The organism is Campylobacter concisus, from assembly GCF_001891085.1.
Lineage (GTDB): Bacteria > Campylobacterota > Campylobacteria > Campylobacterales > Campylobacteraceae > Campylobacter_A > Campylobacter_A concisus_O.
Genome location: NZ_JXUP01000006.1, coordinates 118,652 through 139,231 on the forward strand (window position 1 = coordinate 118,652; position 20,580 = coordinate 139,231).

The 20,580-nt window shown below is 38.9% G+C and carries 23 protein-coding genes; 9 read left to right on the forward strand and 14 right to left on the reverse strand.

The window, feature by feature from the left end:
• Positions 1–10 precede the first annotated feature (10 nt).
• On the forward strand, positions 11–457 hold the full coding sequence (gene ybeY, locus TH67_RS05935; protein WP_072594784.1) for an rRNA maturation RNase YbeY: 447 nt from the start codon (positions 11–13) through the stop codon (positions 455–457).
• On the opposite strand, the gene TH67_RS05940 is transcribed toward ybeY, so the two are convergent.
• From TH67_RS05940 to mobB, 5 genes are read right to left on the reverse strand one after another with little or no spacing between them, the layout of a single operon-like run.
• Entirely contained in the window at positions 446–1,429 is a 984-nt protein-coding gene (locus tag TH67_RS05940; protein WP_072594785.1) for a ferrochelatase, read from the reverse strand. The genes ybeY and TH67_RS05940 overlap by 12 nt on opposite strands.
• Entirely contained in the window at positions 1,430–3,361 is a 1,932-nt protein-coding gene (gene metG / locus TH67_RS05945; RefSeq protein ID WP_072594786.1) for a methionine--tRNA ligase, read from the reverse strand.
• A gap of 15 nt (positions 3,362–3,376) precedes the next feature.
• Positions 3,377–3,595: a hypothetical protein gene (locus tag TH67_RS05950; protein WP_002940116.1), complete on the reverse strand. Its 219-nt coding sequence runs from the start codon at positions 3,593–3,595 to the stop codon at positions 3,377–3,379.
• The gene (locus tag TH67_RS05955) at positions 3,595–4,458 is read right to left on the reverse strand and encodes a class 1 fructose-bisphosphatase (RefSeq protein WP_257638049.1); all 864 of its coding nucleotides are present in this window, start codon (positions 4,456–4,458) and stop codon (positions 3,595–3,597) included. The genes TH67_RS05950 and TH67_RS05955 overlap by 1 nt, the downstream gene beginning before the upstream one ends.
• On the reverse strand, positions 4,458–4,937 hold the full coding sequence (mobB, locus tag TH67_RS05960; protein WP_072594788.1) for a molybdopterin-guanine dinucleotide biosynthesis protein B: 480 nt from the start codon (positions 4,935–4,937) through the stop codon (positions 4,458–4,460). The genes TH67_RS05955 and mobB overlap by 1 nt, the downstream gene beginning before the upstream one ends.
• 121 nt (positions 4,938–5,058) lie before the next feature.
• Between mobB and TH67_RS05965 the strand changes: the two genes are divergently transcribed.
• Positions 5,059–5,538, forward strand: coding sequence for a hypothetical protein (locus TH67_RS05965; RefSeq protein ID WP_072594789.1), 480 nt, complete (start codon positions 5,059–5,061; stop codon positions 5,536–5,538).
• Here the strand turns inward: TH67_RS05965 and TH67_RS05970 are convergent.
• From TH67_RS05970 to gltX, 3 genes are read right to left on the reverse strand one after another with little or no spacing between them, the layout of a single operon-like run.
• On the reverse strand, positions 5,459–7,096 hold the full coding sequence (locus tag TH67_RS05970; RefSeq protein WP_072594790.1) for a lytic transglycosylase domain-containing protein: 1,638 nt from the start codon (positions 7,094–7,096) through the stop codon (positions 5,459–5,461). The two genes, TH67_RS05965 and TH67_RS05970, sit on opposite strands and share 80 nt — an antisense overlap.
• On the reverse strand, positions 7,074–7,367 hold the full coding sequence (locus TH67_RS05975) for a YggT family protein (protein ID WP_072594791.1): 294 nt from the start codon (positions 7,365–7,367) through the stop codon (positions 7,074–7,076). Before TH67_RS05975 ends, TH67_RS05970 begins: the two co-directional genes overlap by 23 nt.
• Positions 7,368–7,375: 8 nt before the next feature.
• Positions 7,376–8,671 carry a glutamate--tRNA ligase gene (gltX, locus tag TH67_RS05980; protein WP_072594792.1) on the reverse strand — a complete coding sequence of 432 codons (1,296 nt, stop codon included), beginning with the start codon at positions 8,669–8,671 and terminating at the stop codon, positions 7,376–7,378.
• A 146-nt stretch (positions 8,672–8,817) separates the two neighbouring features.
• Between gltX and mscL the strand changes: the two genes are divergently transcribed.
• From mscL to TH67_RS06010, 6 genes are all read left to right on the forward strand, one after another.
• On the forward strand, positions 8,818–9,225 hold the full coding sequence (gene mscL / locus TH67_RS05985; protein WP_021086457.1) for a large-conductance mechanosensitive channel protein MscL: 408 nt from the start codon (positions 8,818–8,820) through the stop codon (positions 9,223–9,225).
• Between the two features lie 98 nt (positions 9,226–9,323).
• Positions 9,324–9,962 (forward strand): Crp/Fnr family transcriptional regulator, encoded by a 639-nt coding sequence (locus TH67_RS05990; RefSeq protein WP_012001401.1) that lies wholly within the window; start codon positions 9,324–9,326, stop codon positions 9,960–9,962.
• A 120-nt stretch (positions 9,963–10,082) separates the two neighbouring features.
• Positions 10,083–10,655, forward strand: coding sequence for a cytochrome c3 family protein (locus tag TH67_RS05995; protein ID WP_009294580.1), 573 nt, complete (start codon positions 10,083–10,085; stop codon positions 10,653–10,655).
• Positions 10,656–10,664: 9 nt separating this feature from the next.
• Positions 10,665–12,032 carry a multiheme c-type cytochrome gene (locus TH67_RS06000; RefSeq protein WP_072594793.1) on the forward strand — a complete coding sequence of 456 codons (1,368 nt, stop codon included), beginning with the start codon at positions 10,665–10,667 and terminating at the stop codon, positions 12,030–12,032.
• Positions 12,033–12,253: 221 nt separating this feature from the next.
• Positions 12,254–13,348, forward strand: coding sequence for a metallophosphoesterase (locus tag TH67_RS06005; RefSeq protein ID WP_257638050.1), 1,095 nt, complete (start codon positions 12,254–12,256; stop codon positions 13,346–13,348).
• An 18-nt stretch (positions 13,349–13,366) separates the two neighbouring features.
• Positions 13,367–14,161 carry a phosphatidylserine decarboxylase gene (locus tag TH67_RS06010; protein ID WP_072594794.1) on the forward strand — a complete coding sequence of 265 codons (795 nt, stop codon included), beginning with the start codon at positions 13,367–13,369 and terminating at the stop codon, positions 14,159–14,161.
• A 426-nt stretch (positions 14,162–14,587) separates the two neighbouring features.
• Here the strand turns inward: TH67_RS06010 and ychF are convergent, their stop codons facing one another.
• Genes ychF through rpiB form a run of 6 tightly spaced genes read right to left on the reverse strand, consistent with a single transcriptional unit; the run spans position 14,588 to position 19,071 of the window.
• On the reverse strand, positions 14,588–15,691 hold the full coding sequence (gene ychF, locus TH67_RS06015; protein WP_072594795.1) for a redox-regulated ATPase YchF: 1,104 nt from the start codon (positions 15,689–15,691) through the stop codon (positions 14,588–14,590).
• Positions 15,691–17,142, reverse strand: a complete 1,452-nt coding sequence (locus TH67_RS06020; RefSeq protein WP_072594796.1) for a leucyl aminopeptidase — start codon at positions 17,140–17,142, stop codon at positions 15,691–15,693. The genes ychF and TH67_RS06020 overlap by 1 nt, the downstream gene beginning before the upstream one ends.
• Positions 17,123–17,728, reverse strand: a complete 606-nt coding sequence (locus tag TH67_RS06025; protein ID WP_021083652.1) for a DedA family protein — start codon at positions 17,726–17,728, stop codon at positions 17,123–17,125. Before TH67_RS06025 ends, TH67_RS06020 begins: the two co-directional genes overlap by 20 nt.
• A gap of 1 nt (position 17,729) precedes the next feature.
• A complete protein-coding gene (apt, locus tag TH67_RS06030; RefSeq protein WP_002939787.1) occupies positions 17,730–18,278 on the reverse strand; it encodes an adenine phosphoribosyltransferase in 549 nt (182 codons plus the stop codon).
• A 20-nt stretch (positions 18,279–18,298) separates the two neighbouring features.
• The gene (locus TH67_RS06035; RefSeq protein ID WP_002939538.1) at positions 18,299–18,631 is read right to left on the reverse strand and encodes a hypothetical protein; all 333 of its coding nucleotides are present in this window, start codon (positions 18,629–18,631) and stop codon (positions 18,299–18,301) included.
• On the reverse strand, positions 18,628–19,071 hold the full coding sequence (gene rpiB / locus TH67_RS06040; RefSeq protein WP_072594987.1) for a ribose 5-phosphate isomerase B: 444 nt from the start codon (positions 19,069–19,071) through the stop codon (positions 18,628–18,630). The genes TH67_RS06035 and rpiB overlap by 4 nt, the downstream gene beginning before the upstream one ends.
• 110 nt (positions 19,072–19,181) lie before the next feature.
• Between rpiB and TH67_RS06045 the strand changes: the two genes are divergently transcribed.
• Positions 19,182–20,567 (forward strand): DUF4139 domain-containing protein, encoded by a 1,386-nt coding sequence (locus TH67_RS06045; RefSeq protein ID WP_072594797.1) that lies wholly within the window; start codon positions 19,182–19,184, stop codon positions 20,565–20,567.
• Positions 20,568–20,580 lie beyond the last annotated feature (13 nt).

Below are 20,580 nucleotides of genomic sequence, written 5' to 3' on the forward strand. Positions count from 1 at the left end.
AGAGTCTAAAATGATACTTTGCGAAGAGAGCTATCCAAAAATTTTAGATGAAATTTGTGAGTATTTGACGCTAGGAGAAATCGAGCTAGTTTTTGTCGATAAAGAAGAGATGAGAGAACTAAATAAAACCGAGCGAGGCATTGATAAAACGACAGATGTTTTAAGCTTTCCGCTTGAGCTTGTCATTCATGCCCCACTTGGCTCAATCGTTATAAACAAAGATATGGTAAAAGAGAAAGCAACTGAGCTAAATCATAGCGAAGAAGCCGAAACTGCACTACTTTTTACACATGGATTACTTCATATATTAGGATTTGATCATGAAAAAGATGATGGCGAAATGAGAGAAAAAGAGTGCGAGGTTATCAAGAAATTTGAGCTACCTAAAAGTCTAATCGTAAGAAGCGAGGACGTTAGGCTAATTGATCTTATAAATAATAAAAACTTAAAAGAGTAGATTTTCTTCAGATGTTTTGTGAAGCTCTTCTAAAAGCTCCTCTTTTTGGCATAAAATCAATATATAGATAAAATTTTTAAGCTTTTTTATCTCGCTTAAATTTTTAAAGTAGATTGCGTTTTGTACTTTTAATAACGAGCCTTCTGGCAAGCAAATTTTTATCTCATCAGGGCTAAATTTTTTATTTAAAAATATACTTTGGCTTATGAATAAATCTTCATCGCTTTCAGTAATTATGGCTCTAAAGCTATTTCCAAAACTAGTAGGAATAAAATTTTTATCTATAAAAATCGGGTCAAAATGCCCGTGAATCCTACCTTCGTAAGGCTTAAATGAAATTTTATTGCTATCAAAAAATTTTAAAAGCCCATAAAACATTCCAGCAAAAACTCGTGGTATGTTTAAGTTTTGATAGTATGTTTGCTTAAAGACCGTGTTTGTAAAAAAGATCGAGCTTGGATTTATCTCGTGCATAGTAGTATCTGTGTAAATGGTCTCAAAAAGAGGCGATATTCGCTGAAGTGTTCTTGTGTCATCGCCGAAAAAGATATCAAAGACCTTTGCGTGAAAAATTTGATTAAAAAGCTCAGTAATATTTTTTGACATGACGTGTGCGTTAGAGCCAAGTTTTGATTTTTCTAAAAAATCATTTATAAAAGGATTTACGGCGCAAAATTTTAAATCTTTATGAGTAGCCTCAAATCTCATGAGTTTTATCATGGCGGTCTGTAAGCTACTAACTTTTAAAAAAGCGATCTCTTTGTCAATAATTGGCACATTGTCTTCGCTAATTATGGCGTATGCGCCTTGTTTAATCGCTGTTTCTATGTCGCTATCGTTTGCGTTTAAGCAAATATACGCAAAGCCACGTCTTACATGTTTTAGCTCGAAAACAAACTCGCTTACGCTAGTTATCGTCGGCGCGTTTAGAGCCTCGGCATTTATTAGGCGTGTTAAATTTTCTATTGTCATTTAGCCAACGATCGCGCCGTTTTTGACCTTGCTCTGCGTGCCAAGAAGCGTTAGAGAGCCGTCTGATGCGCTTAGGATCATGCCTTGCGAGACATATTTTTTCATCATCGTTCGCTCTTTTAAATTTGCTAAAACGCAAACTTGCTTGCCCACAAGTGAGCTAGGCTCGTAGTATTTGGCGATGCCAGATAAAATTTGACGTGGCTGCTCCTCGCCAAGATCTATCTTAAATTTAAGCAGTTTCTCGCTACCCTCAACCCTCTCGCACTCGAGCACTTCGCCTACTTTTATCACAATTTTGGCAAAATCATCTATGCTAATGATTTCCTCTTTTTTCTCCTCTTTTGGCTCAGCCTTTGCTTCTACTTTTGGCTCTTCTTTTAGGTCTCTTGCCTCGCCCATTAGCTCTTTTTCTATCCTTGGGAAGAGTGGCTCAGTAGCTTTTGCAGTAAAATTTGAAATTTCATTTTTCAATACAAGGCTCTCATAAGAAGCCGTATCTATGCTAAAGCCAAGCGTATCAGCTATCTTAGCGCAAGTTTTTGGCATAGCTGGGCTAAGCAGTATCGCCACTTTTGCAAGTAAATTTGCGCAAAGTGCCACAAGTGCGTTTGCTTCGTCACTTTTGCCAGCTTTTACAAGCGACCATGGCTCATACTTCGCAACGGCTGCGTTTGCAAGCGTTACGACCTTCCAAAGATCCTCTAAATAGCGGTTTGTCGCTAAATTTTCTAAATTTTTAATAGCCTCATCAAGATAGCCCTTCGCCTCATCAAGCTCGGCTTTATGAAATTTGATCACATCTTTTGAGTCGATCTTGTAGTCGCTATACTTTGCGCTCATGCCAACAATTCGGCTTAGCAGGTTGCCAAGTCCGTTGCCAAGCTCTGAGTTTATGCGCTCAATCAAGGCCTTTTGGCTGTAGTCGCCATCTTGTCCAAAAGGCACCTCTCTAAGCAAAAAGTATCTGAAATTTTCAAGTCCATAAGCGTTTGCGACCTCTCTTGGGTTTATGACGTTGCCCTTGCTTTTGCTCATCTTCTCGCCATCTATCGTCCACCAGCCGTGCGCTGCGACGTGTTTTGGCAGTGGCAAGCCAAGGCTCATCAAAAATGCCGGCCAATAAACTGCGTGAAAACGCAAAATATCCTTGCCGACGATATGCGTCGTATGCGGCCAAAAGTCCATTCTAGCGTTATCTCTTGAGTATCCTAGCGTTGTTAGGTAGTTTATGAGCGCATCAAGCCAGACATACATAACGTGCTTGTCGTCGTTTGCGCTCTTTGGTAGCTTTATGCCCCAGTCAAAGCTCGTCCTTGTCACTGAAAGGTCTTTTAGCCCGCCTTTTACAAAGCTTACGACCTCGTTTTTCTTACCCTTTGGGATGACGCAAAGTTCATCATTTTCGTACCATTTTAAAAGCGCGTCTTCGTATTTTGAAAGCTTAAAAAAGTAGCTCTCTTCTTTAACTAAAGATGTCACGCGGCCGCAGTCTGGACAGCGGTTGTCCTCAAGTAGGTCTCTTTGATTAAAAAATGTCTCACAGCTAACGCAGTAAAAGCCCTCGTACTCGCCCTTGTAGATATCGCCGTTTGCTTGCATCTTTTCAAAAACATTTTGCACGGTTTGCTTGTGCTCTTCGTCGGTCGTCCTTATGAAGTGGTCGTAGCTTATCTCAAATTCATCCCAAAGCGATCTAAATTTGCCACTGATCTCGTCTGCATACTCTTTTGGAGTTTTGCCTCTAGCGCGAGCTGCCTGCTCGATCTTTTGACCATGCTCGTCTGTGCCAGTCATGAAGTAGGTCTCTTTGCCTTGCAAGCGGTTAAATCTAGCAAGTGTATCAGCGATGATAGTCGTGTAGGCGTGGCCGATGTGTGGCACGTCATTTACGTAATAAATCGGAGTGGTTATATAAGCTTTTTCTTTCATATTTTTCCTTTAAATTTAAAAATCAAATCCGCCGTCACTGCCGGTGTTGCCTTTTGACATCGAGTTGTAGCAGCTATTTACATACTCTATCCTCGTCTCGCAGTCAAAAAATGCCTCGCAGTTAAAACAGCTTTTGCGCCCTTTTTGCTCTTGACACTCTTGCATGATTTTAGCCTTTTGTTTTAGGGCTAGCTCAAATGCGTCAAGTGGCTCGTTTGCTTGTGCTTCTTGCATTATTTTTGCTCGTAAAATTTATGCAAAAGAGAAATTTCATCACGTGAGCCAAAAAAGCATGGCGTAGTTTGGTGAATTTTTTCTATTTTTATATCAAAGAGTGTTTGGTTTTTGCCATCTGTCGTTGCGCCCTTTGCGTTTTCATATATAAAGGCAAATGGCAACACTTCAAAGACAACCCTTAGCTTGCCATTTGGATGATCGCTCGTTGCTGGGTAGCTAAAAAGACCGCCGCCTTTTAGTAAAATTTGATGCAAGTCGCTCACCATAGCGCCTGAGTATCTTAGTCTGTAGCCCTGGTTAAATAGCTCGTTTATGAAATTTCTATGCGTTTGGCTCCAGCCTTTTTGTGTAGCTCCCGTGGCGTTTAGCTTGCCTTTTTCTTTTAGCTCAAGCTCTTTTACAAATTTAAACTCGCCATCTTTGCCAAGTCTATAAAATTTAGGCAAAGTGCCCTTTTTCTCGGCAATTACTAGCTCAAGTCTTGGACCATAGATGCTGTAAGCTGCGGCTATTAAATTTTCTGGTTTTACCTCGTCTTCGTAGATGCCAAAGATCGAGCCAACGGCGAAATTTACATCAACTAAGCTTGAGCCATCGAGTGGATCGTAAGCGATGATAAATTTAGCATTTTTATTTATCTCAAGCTCGTCCTCTTTCTCTTCGCTAATTAGTGCTTTTACGCATGAAAGCTGCTTAAATTTAGCCGTGATGATCTCATCGCTTTTGACATCAAGCTTTAGCTGGGTGTCGCCAGTTGCGTTTTCGTGAGTTGTGTAGCCAAGATCGGCGTATTTTATGATCTCGCTTATCTCTTTTGCGATATCTTTAATGGTGTTAAAAATTTGGTTTAGTTCTTGCATTATACAGCCTTTGCATTTTTGATTATCCACGCACAAATGGCGTCTATATCGTCTAAATTTAGATTTGTGATCTCGTAGGGGATCTGCTTTTTATAAGTGGCGATCGCATCTGAAAAGCTAAGATAAGCTTCATCGATCTCGCTTCTAAAGACGCTTAGTCTTGGCAGTGGCAGTGTCTTTAGCCCCTCGACTAAGAGCATGTCAAATTCGCCGATCATCCTTATGACCTCGTCTATGCCTTGCGAGCTTTGCGAAAAGTAAGTCGTTCTAGTCGGACTCATCACGACTACGTCAGCTCCTGCCTGAGAAAATTTAAAGCTATCCTTGCCTTCAACGTCAAATTTGGCCTTGTCGCCTGGGTCGTGCTTGACTACAACGACCTTTAGCCCATCATCTATAAATTTTTTTGCGACTTTTAAGATAAGCGTCGTTTTTCCGCTATTTGAAGGGCCAGAAAAAGCAATGGCAAGTCTTTTCATAAGAGCCTTTTTTGTTAAAATTTCTTGCGATTATAGCTCATATTGGCTTTAAAATTTATGAGTGAAATTTAAAAAATAAAATGCTAAAATGCGAAAAAATTTAATATTTTAAGAGTTTTTTATGAGAAAATTTACACTATTTTTTATATTTATTTTGATGATATTTGGTTGTGCTGATCAAAAAGTGATCGTGCATGAGCCACTAAAAAATGAGCTTTTAGCCTACACAAGCAAGAGCGAGATCATCGATGGCACCGATAGAACGCTTATAATCGCAACCTATCTAAATCCTATATATAACTCAAATTTAGACGAGAGCAAAGAGCACTTTTTAGTAGCCATAAACCCAAAAGAGCATGCGCAAAATTTGAGTAATATAAAGGTAAATGGCGACTCAAATGCCACAAATGCAAGGCTGCTTGATGAAAGTGACGAGATGCTTAAATTTGCTGGATTTTCTATGCCTTGGGCGGTCTATTACGAAGTGACCGCACCAAGTAAGCAAAGCGACGATCTCGCGCTTAGTTTCGAAATTTATCAGTCAAAGCAGGTTTTGTTAAATTTTCGAAAAGTTGCGAAATCTTTATACTGGAACCATTAAGCGCCATATAGATCACGTAGTTTGCAAGCACCTTCTTGCCGTAGTTTCTAGTTTCAGCCACTGGGACTAGCTCGATCGATAAAAACGGCTCAAATTTCCCCTCTTTAAACATATCATCTCTTGTGATGACTTTTTTGGTAAAACCGATACCGCCGTTATACGCGTAGGCTGTAAATAGCGGATGATAGAGAAATTTATCAAGGTAGTTTAGGTGGTGATTTGCAAATTTAAATGCAACATCGGTTTTAAAAAGATCGTCTTGGTCAAAATTTGGAATTTTTAGCTCTTTTTTGCCGATCGCATTTGCAAGAAATGGCATAAACTGCATCATACCAAGAGCGTAAGATGTAGAAACGACGCTTGGGATAAAGAGGCTCTCTTGCCTAGCAAGTGCGTAGATCATCGACTTTCGCTCAGTGCTGATGCCCTCAAGCTCAGGCGAGCTTGGCATCAAAAAGTACTGCTTCTCCCAGCCATGCGCCTTTTGCATGAAGTATGCGTATGCGCCGATGCTCTCGTTTGTGTAAAATCTCATTGCAAATTCGCTTGCTTGCGTGGCGTTCATATCCTTTGCAAGGGCAGCGGTTTTGTTCCATAAAAATGGATCGCTCACGTCAAAATTTTCGATATTTTGCTTGCTTGGTCTTGGCACGATCACCTCAAGCGGCTCGCCACCGACCAAATCTCTTGCGTAAAGTGAGTAGATATTTGCATCTTTGCTAGCGCTTAGCTCTTTTAAAAAGCTCTCATCGCCGCTTAGCTCATACTGCCAAAATGTAGCATTATCCCTTTGCCAAGCCCTATCAAAGGTGTTTTTAGCTCTTGTGAAAAAACTAAATGCAACGTCATTTTGACCAAGCAAGATGGCGTTTAGCCCAAGTATAAATGCGTCGCCTTTTTCGGTGACAGCTGGATCTATGCTAATTAAATTTCTTCTAAAGCTTTCGTATTTTTTATTAAATACGACATCGTTTAATAAATTTGTAAAGCCCTTTTGCATGTAGAGCTTGTTCATAAAATTCGCTTCAAAATTTACACTAAAAAGAGCACTTTTGCTTTGCGGGTTTGAAGCGTTAAAAAGCTCCAAAAAGCTCTTTGTATCGTTTGCATTTGCAAAGCTAAGAGCTGGGTTTGGCTCGTTTAAAGTGCGTAAAATTCTAGCTTTTTCTGGATTTGTGCTTGCAAGATTTGCCGCTAAAATTTCACGAGTTTTGCTATCAAGTTTTAGAGAAAAGCTCATCGTTGTTAGTAAATTTTGGCAAGCCAAGCTAGTACTTGTGATGTTGCTTACACTTATACCAGGGCACTTGCTAGGGGCTGCTTTTGGAGGTAAAATTTTATTGATTGATTTTTGAACTAAGCCACTTTTTCTAAAAACGTCGCGTGAAAGCTCTGCTATCTGCTCCTTTGTGTAGCTGCCCTCGTTTATAAGGCGGTTTATGTAGTAGTCTTTTGCAAGGCTTTTTGGCTCGTTTTTTAGCTCCTCGTAAGTGTAAATTTTAGCTAAAAGAGCAACGCAGGCTAAAGAGAGGATACTAAAGTGACGCAGCAAAAACAAATAAAAGCCTTATTAAAAATTGATCTATGAGTTGAAGTGCTAAAAGCACGATGATTGGGGCAAAGTCTATGCCGTTAAATTCTGTTTTGATGTAGCGTCTGAGGAAGCTATAAACAGGATCGGTCAGCCTATAAAGTAGCTGCACGACTGGCGAGCTAGGATCAGGCTTGACCCAGCTAATCAGAGCCGCTGCGATGACGATCCACGTATAGACCGTGATGATAAGGTGCAAAATGTTCGCAATCGCTGAAAATAGGGTGGAAAGTATCATTTTTGCTCCTAGATTAAAATTTTGCCTAGATCATCTTTGATGAGCGGATAGAGCTCGCTTAGCTCAGGGCCATGAAGGTCGTTTGTAAGCAGCGCACGTAGCGGCATGAAAAAGTTTTTACCTTTTAAATTTGTAGCGCTCATAAGCTCTTTTTTAAACTCATCAAATGTTTCGCACGGTTTTAAATTTAGAGCTGCTTTTTTGATGATCTCAAATTCATTTTTGTACTCATCTGGAGCTATTTTCGGCGAGTATATAGCCTCTACTTTTGCCTTTATCTCAGGCACTAGTGAGCTCTCTTGAGTGTAAAATTTAACTAGCTCAACCTTGCTATCATCCACGCCAAATATCTCTTTTATGCGCTCTTTTGAAGCAAGTTTGATGTGTTCTCTATTTATCTGCTCAAGTTTTTTCACGTCAAATCTAGCAGGTGAGCGTGAAATTTTAGTTATATCAAACCACTTTACCGCATCTTCGATGGTAAAAATTTCAGTTGGAGTTTTGTTGCCAAGAAGTATCAGATAGTTTGCGATCGCCTCAGGTAAAAATCCCTGCTCAAAGAGCCATTTTACGCTTGATTCGTTCTCGCGTTTGCTCATTTTTTTACCCTCTATATTTAAAAGAATAGGCAAATGCGCATAGTTCATCTTGCCAGTGTAGCCAAGGCCCTCTCGTATGAGGTCTTGCTTTGGCGTGTTGCTCACGTGATCCTCGCCGCGTATGACAAAGGTTACGCCCTCAAGCATATCATCAACCGCGCAGGCAAAGTTGTAGGTTGGAGTTTTGTCTGCTCTCATGATGACAAAGCTATCAACTGCGTCTGGCTCGAAACTTAGCTCACCTTTGATCGCATCTGTAAAGCTCATCGTGCGTGTTGGTTTTTTCATGCGGATGACAAATGGCTTCTCACAGTTTAAAACTTCAGCGTCGCTTAGTCTCTCGCAGGTGCCGTCATATCTATATGCCACGCCTTGCTCTTTTGCTTTTTGTTTTTTTGCCTCAAGCTCTTCTTCGGTGCAAAAGCAGGCAAAGGCCTTTTTATCGATGAGAAGCTTTGAAGCAAGCTGTCTGTGGAATTTTAAATTTTCACTTTGGATGTAAATTTGCTCTGGTTTTATGCCAAATTTGCTCAAAATTTCTAAGATATCTTTCTCTTTTCCCTCGATATTTCGCTCTTTGTCGGTATCTTCTATGCGTAAAATAAAGCCACTTTTATCTTGCAAAGAACAAATATAGTTGAAAATAGCAGCACGTAAATTTCCTATGTGCATATCTCCTGTTGGAGAGGGTGCAAAACGATACATAAGCTTATTCCTTACGTTAAATTTGAAGTTTGGATTATAACACTCGCTTGATAAATTTAAAGTTATGTAATTTTAAATTTTTAGGCTAAGCAAAGCATATTTTTTATAAAATCCGCACGAAAATTTAACTATATATAGGAGAAAGAATGAGTTTTATCAGCGAATTTAAAGAATTTGCGATGCGCGGAAATGTCATAGATATGGCAGTTGGTGTTGTTATCGGTGGGGCATTTGGAAAGATCGTTTCATCGCTAGTTGGTGATATTATCATGCCAGTTGTTGGCGCTATAACAGGCGGTGTAAATTTCACTGATCTTAAACTAACACTAAAAGAAGCAGCAGAAGGTGCGCCAGCTGTTACGATAAACTATGGCTCATTTATACAAACAATGGTTGATTTTTTAATCATCGCATTTTGTATTTTTTGCGTCATCAAAGCCTTAAATACACTTAAAAATAAACTACCAAAAGAAGAAGAGGCAGCTCCTGCAGAGCCTGAAACTCCAGCTGATATAGCACTTCTAACTGAGATCAGAGATCTTCTTAAAAAATAAATTCTTAATTCAAAGGGAGAAAGCTCCCTTTGAAATCCGTTAAATTTTGTCCTATTTTTTATGCTAAAATGCTTTTTTATCTTAAAAGCGAGTGAAATATGATAGAACAAATTCCATTTTTTCAAGGTCTTAGCGCCGATGACCTAGCCAAACTTGAAGCAATAAGCGTTGTTAAAAAATACAAAAAAGGCGAGTTTTTATTTATAGAGGGCGAGGAGCCAAAGTGGCTTACATTTTTGATAACTGGCTCGGTTAAACTTTATAAAACTACGGCAAATGGCAAGGAAATTTTTATCCATCAGCTTGCACCTATGAATTTTGTGGCTGAAGTTGTAAATTTTGAAAATATCCCTTATCCAGCAAGCGCCATTTTTACTATTTCTGGCGAGGTTTTAAAGATAAATTATGAAAAATTTGAAGCACAATTTTTAACAAAGCCAGAAATTTGCATGAAATTTCTAAAATCAATGGCACAAAAGATAAGAATAACAACAAATTTACTCCACCAAGAACTAATACTAAGCTCTGAAGAGAAGGTGGCTAGGTTCATTTTAAATCATGAAGATCTATTTAATGAACTAAAACATACAAAAATTTCATCAATACTCAATATGACTCCAGAAACTTTTTCGAGAATTTTAAATAAATTTAAAACAAATGGTTTGGTCAAACTTGATGAGAAGAACCAAATCCTGGAAAAAGATGTAGGTGGGCTACAAGAAATTTATTCTTATTGAAAGTTAATATCAAATAAATATTTTCATTTACTTAAAGAAAAAATTTATATATTTTTGGATAGTATTCGTCTAAAATTTTCGTAAAAATTTACGATATATTGATAAATTCAGGAGGAAATTTTGGCTGAAGTTAAGAAGAAATTTTTTGTTTGGTCATCTGTGATAATAGGCATCGTAATCGGCCTTATCGCTTCTATGGGCATAGCTGATGCACTTCACGCGACTGGTAGCGGCTACATCTGTACCATTTGTCACACGATGGATCCTATGAATGCTGCATATCATGAAGATGTACACGGCGGCAATAACAAGCTTGGCATAAAAGCTGAATGTTCAGCCTGTCACCTAAATCATACAAGTGCCTATACCTATGTACTTACAAAACTTAAAGTATCTATAAATGACGGTTATAAGACATTTTTTACAGATACTGACAAGATCGACTGGCGTAAAAAACGCGAGCATGCATCTCACTTTGTCTATGATAGTGGGTGTTTAACTTGTCACTCAAATTTAAAAAATGTTATTCAAGCTGGTAAATCATTCTTGCCACATAGAGATTATTTCGTTCTTGGAAATCCTAATAAAAAATCATGTGTTGACTGCCACGAGCATGTTGGTCACAAGAATTTAGGACTACAAATCGATAAATTTGAAGCAATTAAAAAACAAGAAAACAATAAAACCAAGTAAGGAGGAGAGATGTTTAAAAAGTCGCTAATGTTATTAGCCTGTCTAATGTCTTTTGGCTTTGCCGCAAACATGGATGCAAATAAATCTGACGCTTTAAACCTTAATGTTGTAAAAAACATTAAAGTTGCTCACAAAATGTCAGACTTATCAAAAAGCTGTGTTGAGTGCCACGCTAAAGAGACACCCGGCATAGTTGCCGATTGGAAAAATAGTCGCCACGCTCACGTTGGCGTAAGTTGTATGGATTGCCACTCTGTAAATGCAGATAATCCTATGGCTTCAGTTAAGGTGCATCCAAAAGATTCTAACAACCATGTTTCAATGCTAGTTAGCCCAAAAACTTGTGCTAAGTGTCACGAAAATGAGGTTGAAGAATCTGTTAAGAGTGGTCACGCAAGAGGTGCTATGCAAATGTATGCTAACCCTGCGATGGTAAAACTAATGTATCACTATGAAGGTATGGATCATCCAGAATACAAAATGGCTCCAGACGCTACTGGTTGTACACAGTGCCACGGAACCGTCATCAAACTAGACGCTGATCACAAACCTACAAAAGAGACTTGGCCAAACTATGGTATAGGCAATGTTTATCCAGATGGTGGCGTAGGTAACTGTAAATCATGTCACAGCGCGCACACATTTAGCATAGCTGAAGCTAGAAAACCAGCTGCTTGTGCATCTTGCCACCTTGGACCTGATCACCCAGATATTGAGATCTTTAACAACTCAATGCACGGACATATCTATAATAGCGAAGCTCACAAATGGAATTTTGATGCTGCTCCTGATACATGGGATGTACCAGACTTTAGAGCTCCAACTTGTGCAGCTTGCCACATGAGTGGTGTTGGTGAAACAACAACAACTCACAACGTTTCAAGAAGACTAAAATGGAACCTATGGGGCATCAGCAGTAAGCTAAGAACAGCTGGTGATGAACAAGCTGCTGTTGTTTACGAAAAAACTGGCAAACTAACCATAGGAACACCTCTAGCAGGTCATCCAAATGGACCAGAAGCAGCAAGAGCTGAGATGAAGCTAGTTTGTAAAGTTTGCCATACATCAACTCATACAGATAACTTCTTCATTATGGGTGATAAGCAAGTAGAGCTTTATAACGTTTACAGTGCTGAAGCAACTAAGATGCTTGAAGAGTTGAAAGCTAAAAACCTACTACTAGAAGATGCTTGGTCAGATGAATTCCAAGATGTCTATTATCATATGTGGCACCATGAAGGTCGTCGTATGAGACAAGGCGCTCTAATGGGTGGTCCTGACTATTCACACTGGCATGGTGTATTCGAAGTTAAGAACGACATTAGAAAACTTCGCAAAATCTATAAAGAAAGAATTGAGTCTGGCAAAGTCCAGTAATTCTTTTTAAGGTGGGAGTTTTTCCCACCTTTTTATTTTTAAATTCCAAAATTTTATCTTTTAGTTATTATCCTAATGTAAATACCTTTTAATAATTATTTTTGTAAATTTAAATCATAAAATCATACGGCTTAGCACTACAAATTGTTCTAAATAATTAATAAAATTTATAATGCAAATTTAAAAATATAAAATATAATCTTTGTTTTCAAGGAGATATTTTGGGACTTTTTCGGATCATTATCGGGGCATTTATCTTTAGTGTTCTTACAAATTTATACTCATACAAACGTTTTATCAAAAAGGTATCGTTTTTTACACCGCATCTTAAAAAAATTCGCATATTTTTCTATATTATTAGTGTGCTTGAGTTTGTATTTGTTCTTCAACTAAGATTTTCTTTTTTAAATATAGAACTCTATCTGATAGCAGGGACGCTCATTGGTTTTTCTCTATTTTTATTTGGTGTTAGTTTGTTTTATGATGTTGTTAGATCTATTTGCTCAAAAGCTCATTTTAATCCCACAAGACGAAAATTTATTAAATTTTGCTTTGATGTGACATTTGTCATTTTTGTAATTGCTTGTTTTTTAAAAGGTATTTTCAATGCTTTAATGCCACCAAAGATAAGGCAAGTAGATATAAAAATAAAAAATTTACAAAGCAGCCTAAAAATAGCCATGATAACGGACGTGCATATAGGAGAATTTTTACAGAAAGACTTTATTAAAAAACTCGTCAATGACATAAATTTGGCAAATCCTGACATCGTAGTGATAGTGGGTGACTTAGTTGATGTAAATGCCGCTTTTATAGAAGATTTTCTAGAGCCATTAAAAAGTCTTAAAAGTACTTATGGGACTTTTTATGTACCTGGCAATCATGAATATTATCACGGAATAGATGGCATTTTAGAAAAGATCAGTTCTCTTGGCATAGAAATTTTAGGTAATAAAAACAAAAAAATTGCGAGTATAAATCTAGCTGGCGTTTACGATTTGGCTGGCATTAGGTTTAAACATTTAGAGCCAAATTTAGATGAGGCATTGACAGGACGTGACCCATCGCTACCTACCATCTTGCTCTCTCATCAGCCAAAATTTATAAAAACTATGCAAAAAGATGTCGATCTAGTCCTTTGTGGTCACACGCATGCTGGACAAATTTTCCCTTTTGGCCTTTTGGTTTTACTTGATCAAGGTTTTTACATGGGCTTTATAAGATTAATGATAAAATGCAAGCTTATGTTAGTAGTGGCGCAGGATTTTGGGGGCCTCCAGTTAGGATCTTTGCCCCCAGCGAGATCGCTATATTAAATTTAAGCAAGGAATAAAATGAACAAGGACAATCTCTTTTCTCAAATTTTTGGCAAGATAGCAAAATTAAACTTTTTCAAACCGCTTCAAGAGCTCATCAACTCATTTTATGTAAAGCTATTTAAGATCGACATGAGCGAGTTTAAGCCATCAAATGAGTATAAAAATTTAAACGAACTTTTTACCAGAGAGCTCTTAAAGCCAAGAGAATTTGACGTAGCAGATGAGATATTTATAAGTCCGGTTGATGGCACCTGCCTTAGTTTTGGCAGCACAAATGAGCTAAAAGCCTTTAGTATAAAGGGCATGAGCTACGGCGTGAAGGAGCTTTTGGGGCAGGGCGAGCTTGAGGGCGAGTTTGACTTTGCCAACATCTATCTTAGCCCAAAAGACTATCATCATTATCATGCACCTTGCGATATCACAATAAAAAAAGCGGTCTATATCCCAGGCAAGCTTTACAGTGTGGCGGTAAAATGGCTTGGCAAGGTAGAAAGTCTATACACTAAAAACGAGCGTGTGGCGCTACTTTGCGAGATGAAAAATGGTAAAAAACTTTGGCTAGTTTTCGTGGGTGCGCTAAATGTCGGAAAGATGAAATTTAGCTTTGATGAGCGCATCCAGACAAATGCGATGGCAAATTTTACGCAAATTTATGAGTATGAAAATTTACACATCAAAAAGAGCGAGCACCTTGGAAATTTCGAGCTTGGCTCAACCATTGTCATACTTAGTGAAAAAGATGCGATCGAGTACAACCTCTTTGAAAACAAAGAGCTTAAATTTGCTGAGACTATCGGAATAATAAAATAAATACGCTAGGCATATAAGTAAAATTTTTTATACCTTACTTGGTTGGTGTCCTATTTGCTTAGATTTTAGTGGTAAGTTCTATATGGTCTTTAAAAAAATATTATAGATTTAAAAGTTTGTAAAAGATGATGAATACATTATTTTATCTATCGAAATTTCTCTCGACTTAGTACTTTGTCCTAAGATTTAATTGGCTTACCCATAAAATCCATATTGATATCACAGAGCTGATAGCATTTACATCATTGCTTGTATAGAGAAGCTTATGTATCAATAAAGATATTAATAAGGCATAAGATAACTTAGTATATTTTTTAAAAGAATTTTTATTAACTATAATAAGGAAGTTTAAAATCGTCTTACAACCCAAGACTTAAATATTTTTATGTGTAAATTTTGACTATTTAGCCCAAAAGAGGGCTAAATTTAGACATTAAACCTAAAGTGCATCACGTCGCCATCTTGCACGACGTAGTCTTTGCCCTCAAGTCTCATCTTGCCAGCCTCTTTGGCTCCGTTTTCGCCGCCATGTGCGATGTAGTCCTCGTAACATATCACTTCAGCCCTGATGAAGCCCCTCTCAAAGTCATTATGAATGACGCTTGCTGCTTTTGGCGCTTTCCAACCTTTTGTAATCGTCCAAGCCCTTACTTCCACGACGCCAGCGGTGAAATAGCTTATCAAATTTAGCTTTGCAAAAGACGTTTTGATGATCTTTTCAAGTCCGCTCTCGCTCGTGCCAAGAGAGGCTAAAAACTCGTGCGCTTCTTCGTCGCTTAGTCCGATTAGCTCCTCTTCTACTTTGGCGCAAAGCTTGATCACCTCGTGGTCTGAGGCTTTTGCGTACTCTTTTAGTGCTTTTACAAATTTATTATCTTCACTAAGTCCTTCTTCATCGACGTTCGCACCATAAACTACCTCTTTGGCGCTTAAAAGTCTTAGCTCTCTATTGAGTGACAAAAACGCCTCACTATCTCTTTGCTCAAAGCTACTTGCGCTTTTGCCCTCATTTAGATGAGCCAAAAGTAAATTTGCTATCTCAAGTGCCTCTTTAGCACCTTTTGCATTTGCCTTCGCCTCTCTTGTGAGCTTTTCTATCTTTTTGTTTAGCTGCTCGATATCAGCTAGTATGAGCTCGGTTTGGATGATCTCGATGTCTCTTACTGGATCGACGCTGCCCTCGACGTGAGTGATGTTTTCGTCCTCAAAGCAGCGAACTATGTGTAAAATAAGCTCGGTCTCTCTAATGTTTGATAAAAATTTATTGCCAAGTCCCTCACCAGAGCTCGCCCCTTTTACAAGACCTGCGATATCTACGAATTCGATGGTTGAATATTGAATTTTATTAGGACTTACTATCTTTGCAAGCTCATTTAGGCGTTTATCAGGTACTGGTACGATGGCTTTATTTGGCTCGATAGTGCAAAACGGATAGTTTGCACTCTCGGCATTTTGCGCCTTTGTAAGTGCATTAAATGTCGTTGATTTGCCCACATTTGGTAGGCCTACGATTCCAACTGAAAGTCCCATCAATTCTCCTTGCTAAGTGCTTGTAAAAAGTATAAATTCATCCTAACGCCAGCTCCACTCGCACCTGCTTGGTTATATCCCCAAGCCTTTTCGCGGTACGCTGGACCTGCGATATCAAGGTGTAGCCACTTATCTTTATACTCATCTTTGATAAATTTGGCCAAAAACATGCCAGCTGTGATCGCGCCGCCATATCTGCTTGAGGCGCAGTTGCTAACGTCTGCGATCTGGCTTTTAATAAGTTCGCTAAGATAAGGGTTAAAATCAAGCGTAGTCGCTAGTTCGCCGCTATCTTCTATCTTGTTTTTAAACTCGCTTTTTAGGCTCTCGCTGTTGCCCATGATGCCTGTTGTGTACTCGCCAAGCCCCACGACGCAAGCGCCAGTTAGGGTTGCCATGTCGATTAGGATGTCTGGCTTAAAGTCTTGTGCGTAGCTTAGGCAATCAGCCAAGACCAAACGTCCCTCTGCATCGGTGTTTCTTACCTCTATGCTAACGCCACTTCTTGAAATAAGCACGTCATCAGGCTTGTAGGCGTTGCCTCCGATCATATTTTCAGTGGCGCCCAAAATGGCGTGAATTTCAAATGGTAAATTTAGCTCTGCTGCGCCTTTTATGATGCCAAGTGCTGCTGCTGCGCCGCTTTTGTCTGATTTCATAGTAAGCATATAATCAGCCGGTTTCAAGCTAAGGCCACCGCTATCGTATGTTAGGCCTTTGCCGACAAAGATGATGCGTTTTTTAGATTTTTTAGGCTTGTATGTTAGATGGATGAGCCTTGGTTTATGCACACTTGCGCGATTTACCGCCAAAAATGCGTTCATATTCTCTTTTGCTAGAAATTTCTCGTCATAGACCTCGCACTTTATGCTTGTGATGCTTTTGGCTAAATTTTGCGCATCCTCGGCCATCTTTTGTGGTGTATAAATTTCTGGGATTTCATTTACGATATCTTTTGCAAAATTTGTAGCATTTGCTACTATCTCTGCCTCTTTAAAGCCCTCATTTGCAGCTTTTAGATCGACCTTTTTGCCAGCAAATTCTTCAGTAGAAAAGATGACCTCTTTAAGGGTGTATTTCTCTTTTTTCTCTTTATATTTGTTAAATTCATAGCTTCCAAGCAAAAAACCCTCAGCTAGCGCTTCAAAGCTTAGTTTTTGGCACTCCGCTACGTAAGAAGCTAGCTTTATACTCTTGATGTTTAGCGATTTTAGCGCGTTATAAGCTTTAGCGGCTGCAACTCTAAGCTCGTCAAGATCAAGCTTAGAAAGTGGCACGTAAGCTCTTTTTGCCTCGCTTAGGATGAGGACGCTATCGCCTTTGTAATTGTTAAATTTAATAGCCTCTTTATCGCCTATAAATTTATGTTTTAAGTCCTTATCTACTACGAAAATTAGTTCAATATCAGCTTTTATATCTTTTAATTTTTTATCAACTATTTGAAACTGCATGTCTTCTGTCTCTCCTTTCGTTTAAAATTTTATTTTCGATGCGCTTAAATGTGTAGATCAAAAGCCCCATAAATATGGCAACCACTGGGATAGCGACATACCAGTGCTCTTTTGCTTTTTGAAGTAGCACTAATATATGCTCGCCAAGTATCCAAGCAGGTATGGTGGTGATCGCCGCCCAGCACCAAGCGCTGATCAAATTTATAAAGGCATATTTTTTGGCGTCATAGCCGGTAAGTCCTATGCAAAGCGGTATGATGACACGAAAGCCATACATATAGCGTTGCAAAAAGATGATCGGCCAGCCGTATTTTTTCAGCATTATGTGCGCCACTGCAAATTTTCTCCGCTGCGTGTGAAGCCTTTTTGCGATGTATTTTTTATTGTAACGGCCAAGGTAGAAGTAAATTTGATCTCCCACAAAGCCTCCAAGTCCAGCAACAAAGATAGCAAGAGCGATATGCATGTGCGTGGTGTGAGCGAGAATTCCAGCCATTATTAAGGCCATCTCGCCCTCCATGATACACCAGACAAAAAGTATGATGTAGCCGTACTCTTTAAGCAGTTCTATAAAAAACTCTTCCATTCTAAACCTCTAAAACGCTGTAAATTTTAGTAAGCGACTTTAGCTTTTCGCTACCTTTTAGATCGACTAGATCTATGAGAAAGCACGCTTCTACGCAGGTTGCGTTAGTTTGATTGATAAGCTCAACTGAAGCCTTTGCAGTGCCTCCTGTGGCTATGAGATCGTCCATCAAAAGCACTCTAGCACCTGCTTTTTCGCCAAAAGCATCGATGTGAATTTGCACTTCATCGACACCGTATTCTAGGCTATACTTTTGAGAAAGCGTGATAAAAGGTAGTTTTTTTGGCTTACGAATAGGCACAAAAGGCAGCCTTAGTCTTGCTGCAAGCGCTGCGCCAAAGATGAAGCCACGAGACTCTATGCCAGCGATATAGTCGATATTTGCATCCTCATATCTAGCCACCAAATGATCTATCAAAAAGTTAAATGCTTCTTTGTTATTTAGTAGCGTCGTGATGTCGCGAAAGACTATGCCAGGCTTTGGGAAGTCGTTTATGCAGCGAATAGAGTTTAGTAAAAATTCTTTGCCTTTTTGATCTAAAATCTTCATAAATTTCCTTAAATTTGAGGTTATAGTAGCGCTTCGATCTTGCCTTCAAGCTCACGTATGCGTTGTCTTAGCTTGTCGTTTTCTAAGCGGTACTGGGAATTTCTTGTGCGAAGCGAGGTCACGTCGTTTTTAGTTTTGTTTAGCTCGTCTGTTAAGATGTCGATGTTGCCTAGACTTCGTTGGAGTTGGATCTGAAATTTTCTTATGACGACCTCGGTGTCTTGGAGGTTATTTTTCATAAAATCTTTTGTTGCACGCTCTTTTTTTAGAAGCGTTTTGAAGTAAAAAACCATAACAGTTAGGTAGATCGCAGCACAAACAAGAGCAGTAAAAACGATCCACTCGCCTATCATTTGTCTGCCTCAATCTCTATTTTTTTGACTCTTCTTTCGTGTCTACCGCCTGCAAACTCTGTCTTTAAAAATGTTTCAAGTGCTGCTGTGGCAACGCCAGCACCGATCACTCTTGCGCCAAAAGCGATAACATTTGCATCGTTATGTTCTCTCGCAAGTCTAGCGGTAAATTCGTCGTGACAAAGGGCACACCTTACGTTTTCATGCCTGTTTGCAGCGATTGAGATGCCGATACCTGTGCCACAAATGAGCACGCCGTAGCAGTCAGGCTCAAGCTTGCTTGCTAGTAAGTGCGCATAATCAGGGTAATCAACGCTATTTTTGTCATTCGTGCCAAGGTCAATGACTTCATGTCCAAGCTTTTTTATGACTTCCTTTAGCTCTGCTTTAAGCTCTACTCCAGCATGATCGCAAGCGATAAAAATTTTATCTATTTTCATGAAAAATCCAATAAATTTTTTGCAGATTATAGTCAAAGTTGCATTAAAATAAAATTTTGCTTGCATGTGAGAAAAGGCTATAATTTGTGAAATTCTTAAAAGGGAAAAATATGAAAAAAGCACTCTTTTTAGCGGCTTCTACGCTAGCCTTTGCAAATGAAAATCTAATAGAGATCTACACAGATCAAACCATCATCACTCAAAAATTTAATGACGCAAATAGCTCTTTTAGCGCCTTTGTGCCAGAGGGTGTGGAGAGTGAGAACATCACGATAAATGGGGATTGTGACGCGAATGCTTATCTAAAAAAGATCAGCGAAGAAAATAGCCCAAGTTACATAAAATGGAAGCAAGAAGTTGCAAATTTAAATAACAAGCTTGAGGCGCTAAATGCAAGAGGTAGATTTATAGAGCAGGCTTTAGTAGAAGAAAACAAAAGTAACGATGTGACAAAAAGAGCTGATGAGTTTTATAAATTTAGCCTAGAAAATATTGAGAAAATTTCAGCTGCTAAAAGTGAGCTTGAAGCGCTTAATAAAAATGAGCCAAAGAGCGAGATGGCTGGATTTTTGCAGCTTGATATGAAATTTGCTTGCGACCCAAAAGAGGCGACGCTTTCATACATGGATGATGAGGCGCCAAAGACGCTAAATGAAATTTATGCAGACACAAAAAACAAAAATATCTTGATAAAACAAGAAATTTTGCTCACCAACCCTTTTGTAAGCGATGTTAAAAATTTAAAGCTCGCCATCTATCCAACCAGATATCAAAAGGCGCTTGCTCCAAGTAAATTTTACCCTTGGTACGAGGAGAGCGAGGCGGAGGCTGATGGTTACGGCGCTTCGAAAGATATGCTAAGAGCCGCGAAAGTCGCCGCTGAGGTCGCTGATATGCGTGTGCAAAGAGATGAGAATGAGTTTGCCAAAATTTGGAAGATAGATGGGATAAATTTAGCAAAAGGCGAGAGCAAATATATAACTTACGACACGCAAAAAATGGACGCAAATTTTAGCGTTTTTGCTGATTTTTACGGCTCGCTAAAGGCATATAACGTAGCTAGCTTTAAGCTAAATGATGATCTAACGCCAGCCAAAACGCAGTTTTACGTTAATGGTGTGAGTGTTGGCAGTCCAAGCGAGTTTGAGATGAAAGCTAAAGATGAGCCAGTGCAATTATTTTTAGGACAAAACGAGCTAATCGAGCTTAAAAAAGAGCGATTAAATAAATTTAAAAAGAGCTCGTTTCTTGGCAAAGAGCGCTTAAGCGAAGAGGGCTATGAGATAAGTATCAAAAATAACTCAAGCAAGAGCGTTGATGTTACTTTGGTCGATCGTGTACCAGTGTCTGCCGATGAGGCGGTAAAGGTCGAGATAAAGGGCTTTGATAAAAAAGATATCAGCAAAGATGGCAAGGTGGAGCTTAAATTTAGCCTTGCACCAAAAGAGGAATTTAAAAAAGAGTACTCTTATAAGATCAAAAAGCCAAAAATTTAGAGCAAATTTGCTC

Bases quoted from the DNA above. Each gene is read 5' to 3' on its own strand.
- TH67_RS05950 (WP_002940116.1), bottom strand. From the start codon at position 3,595: ATGCAAGAAGCACAAGCAAACGAGCCACTTGACGCATTTGAGCTAGCC.
- TH67_RS05940 (WP_072594785.1), bottom strand. From the start codon at position 1,429: ATGACAATAGAAAATTTAACACGCCTAATAAATGCCGAGGCTCTAAAC.
- TH67_RS06000 (WP_072594793.1), top strand. From the start codon at position 10,665: ATGTTTAAAAAGTCGCTAATGTTATTAGCCTGTCTAATGTCTTTTGGC.
- TH67_RS06025 (WP_021083652.1), bottom strand. From the start codon at position 17,728: ATGGAAGAGTTTTTTATAGAACTGCTTAAAGAGTACGGCTACATCATA.
- TH67_RS06045 (WP_072594797.1), top strand. From the start codon at position 19,182: ATGAAAAAAGCACTCTTTTTAGCGGCTTCTACGCTAGCCTTTGCAAAT.
- TH67_RS05955 (WP_257638049.1), bottom strand. From the start codon at position 4,458: ATGCAAGAACTAAACCAAATTTTTAACACCATTAAAGATATCGCAAAA.
- TH67_RS06020 (WP_072594796.1), bottom strand. From the start codon at position 17,142: ATGCAGTTTCAAATAGTTGATAAAAAATTAAAAGATATAAAAGCTGAT.
- TH67_RS05965 (WP_072594789.1), top strand. From the start codon at position 5,059: ATGAGAAAATTTACACTATTTTTTATATTTATTTTGATGATATTTGGT.
- gltX (WP_072594792.1), bottom strand. From the start codon at position 8,671: ATGTATCGTTTTGCACCCTCTCCAACAGGAGATATGCACATAGGAAAT.
- TH67_RS06010 (WP_072594794.1), top strand. From the start codon at position 13,367: ATGAACAAGGACAATCTCTTTTCTCAAATTTTTGGCAAGATAGCAAAA.
- mobB (WP_072594788.1), bottom strand. From the start codon at position 4,937: ATGAAAAGACTTGCCATTGCTTTTTCTGGCCCTTCAAATAGCGGAAAA.
- ychF (WP_072594795.1), bottom strand. From the start codon at position 15,691: ATGGGACTTTCAGTTGGAATCGTAGGCCTACCAAATGTGGGCAAATCA.
- TH67_RS05990 (WP_012001401.1), top strand. From the start codon at position 9,324: ATGATAGAACAAATTCCATTTTTTCAAGGTCTTAGCGCCGATGACCTA.
- ybeY (WP_072594784.1), top strand. From the start codon at position 11: ATGATACTTTGCGAAGAGAGCTATCCAAAAATTTTAGATGAAATTTGT.
- rpiB (WP_072594987.1), bottom strand. From the start codon at position 19,071: ATGAAAATAGATAAAATTTTTATCGCTTGCGATCATGCTGGAGTAGAG.
- metG (WP_072594786.1), bottom strand. From the start codon at position 3,361: ATGAAAGAAAAAGCTTATATAACCACTCCGATTTATTACGTAAATGAC.
- apt (WP_002939787.1), bottom strand. From the start codon at position 18,278: ATGAAGATTTTAGATCAAAAAGGCAAAGAATTTTTACTAAACTCTATT.
- TH67_RS05975 (WP_072594791.1), bottom strand. From the start codon at position 7,367: ATGATACTTTCCACCCTATTTTCAGCGATTGCGAACATTTTGCACCTT.
- mscL (WP_021086457.1), top strand. From the start codon at position 8,818: ATGAGTTTTATCAGCGAATTTAAAGAATTTGCGATGCGCGGAAATGTC.
- TH67_RS06035 (WP_002939538.1), bottom strand. From the start codon at position 18,631: ATGATAGGCGAGTGGATCGTTTTTACTGCTCTTGTTTGTGCTGCGATC.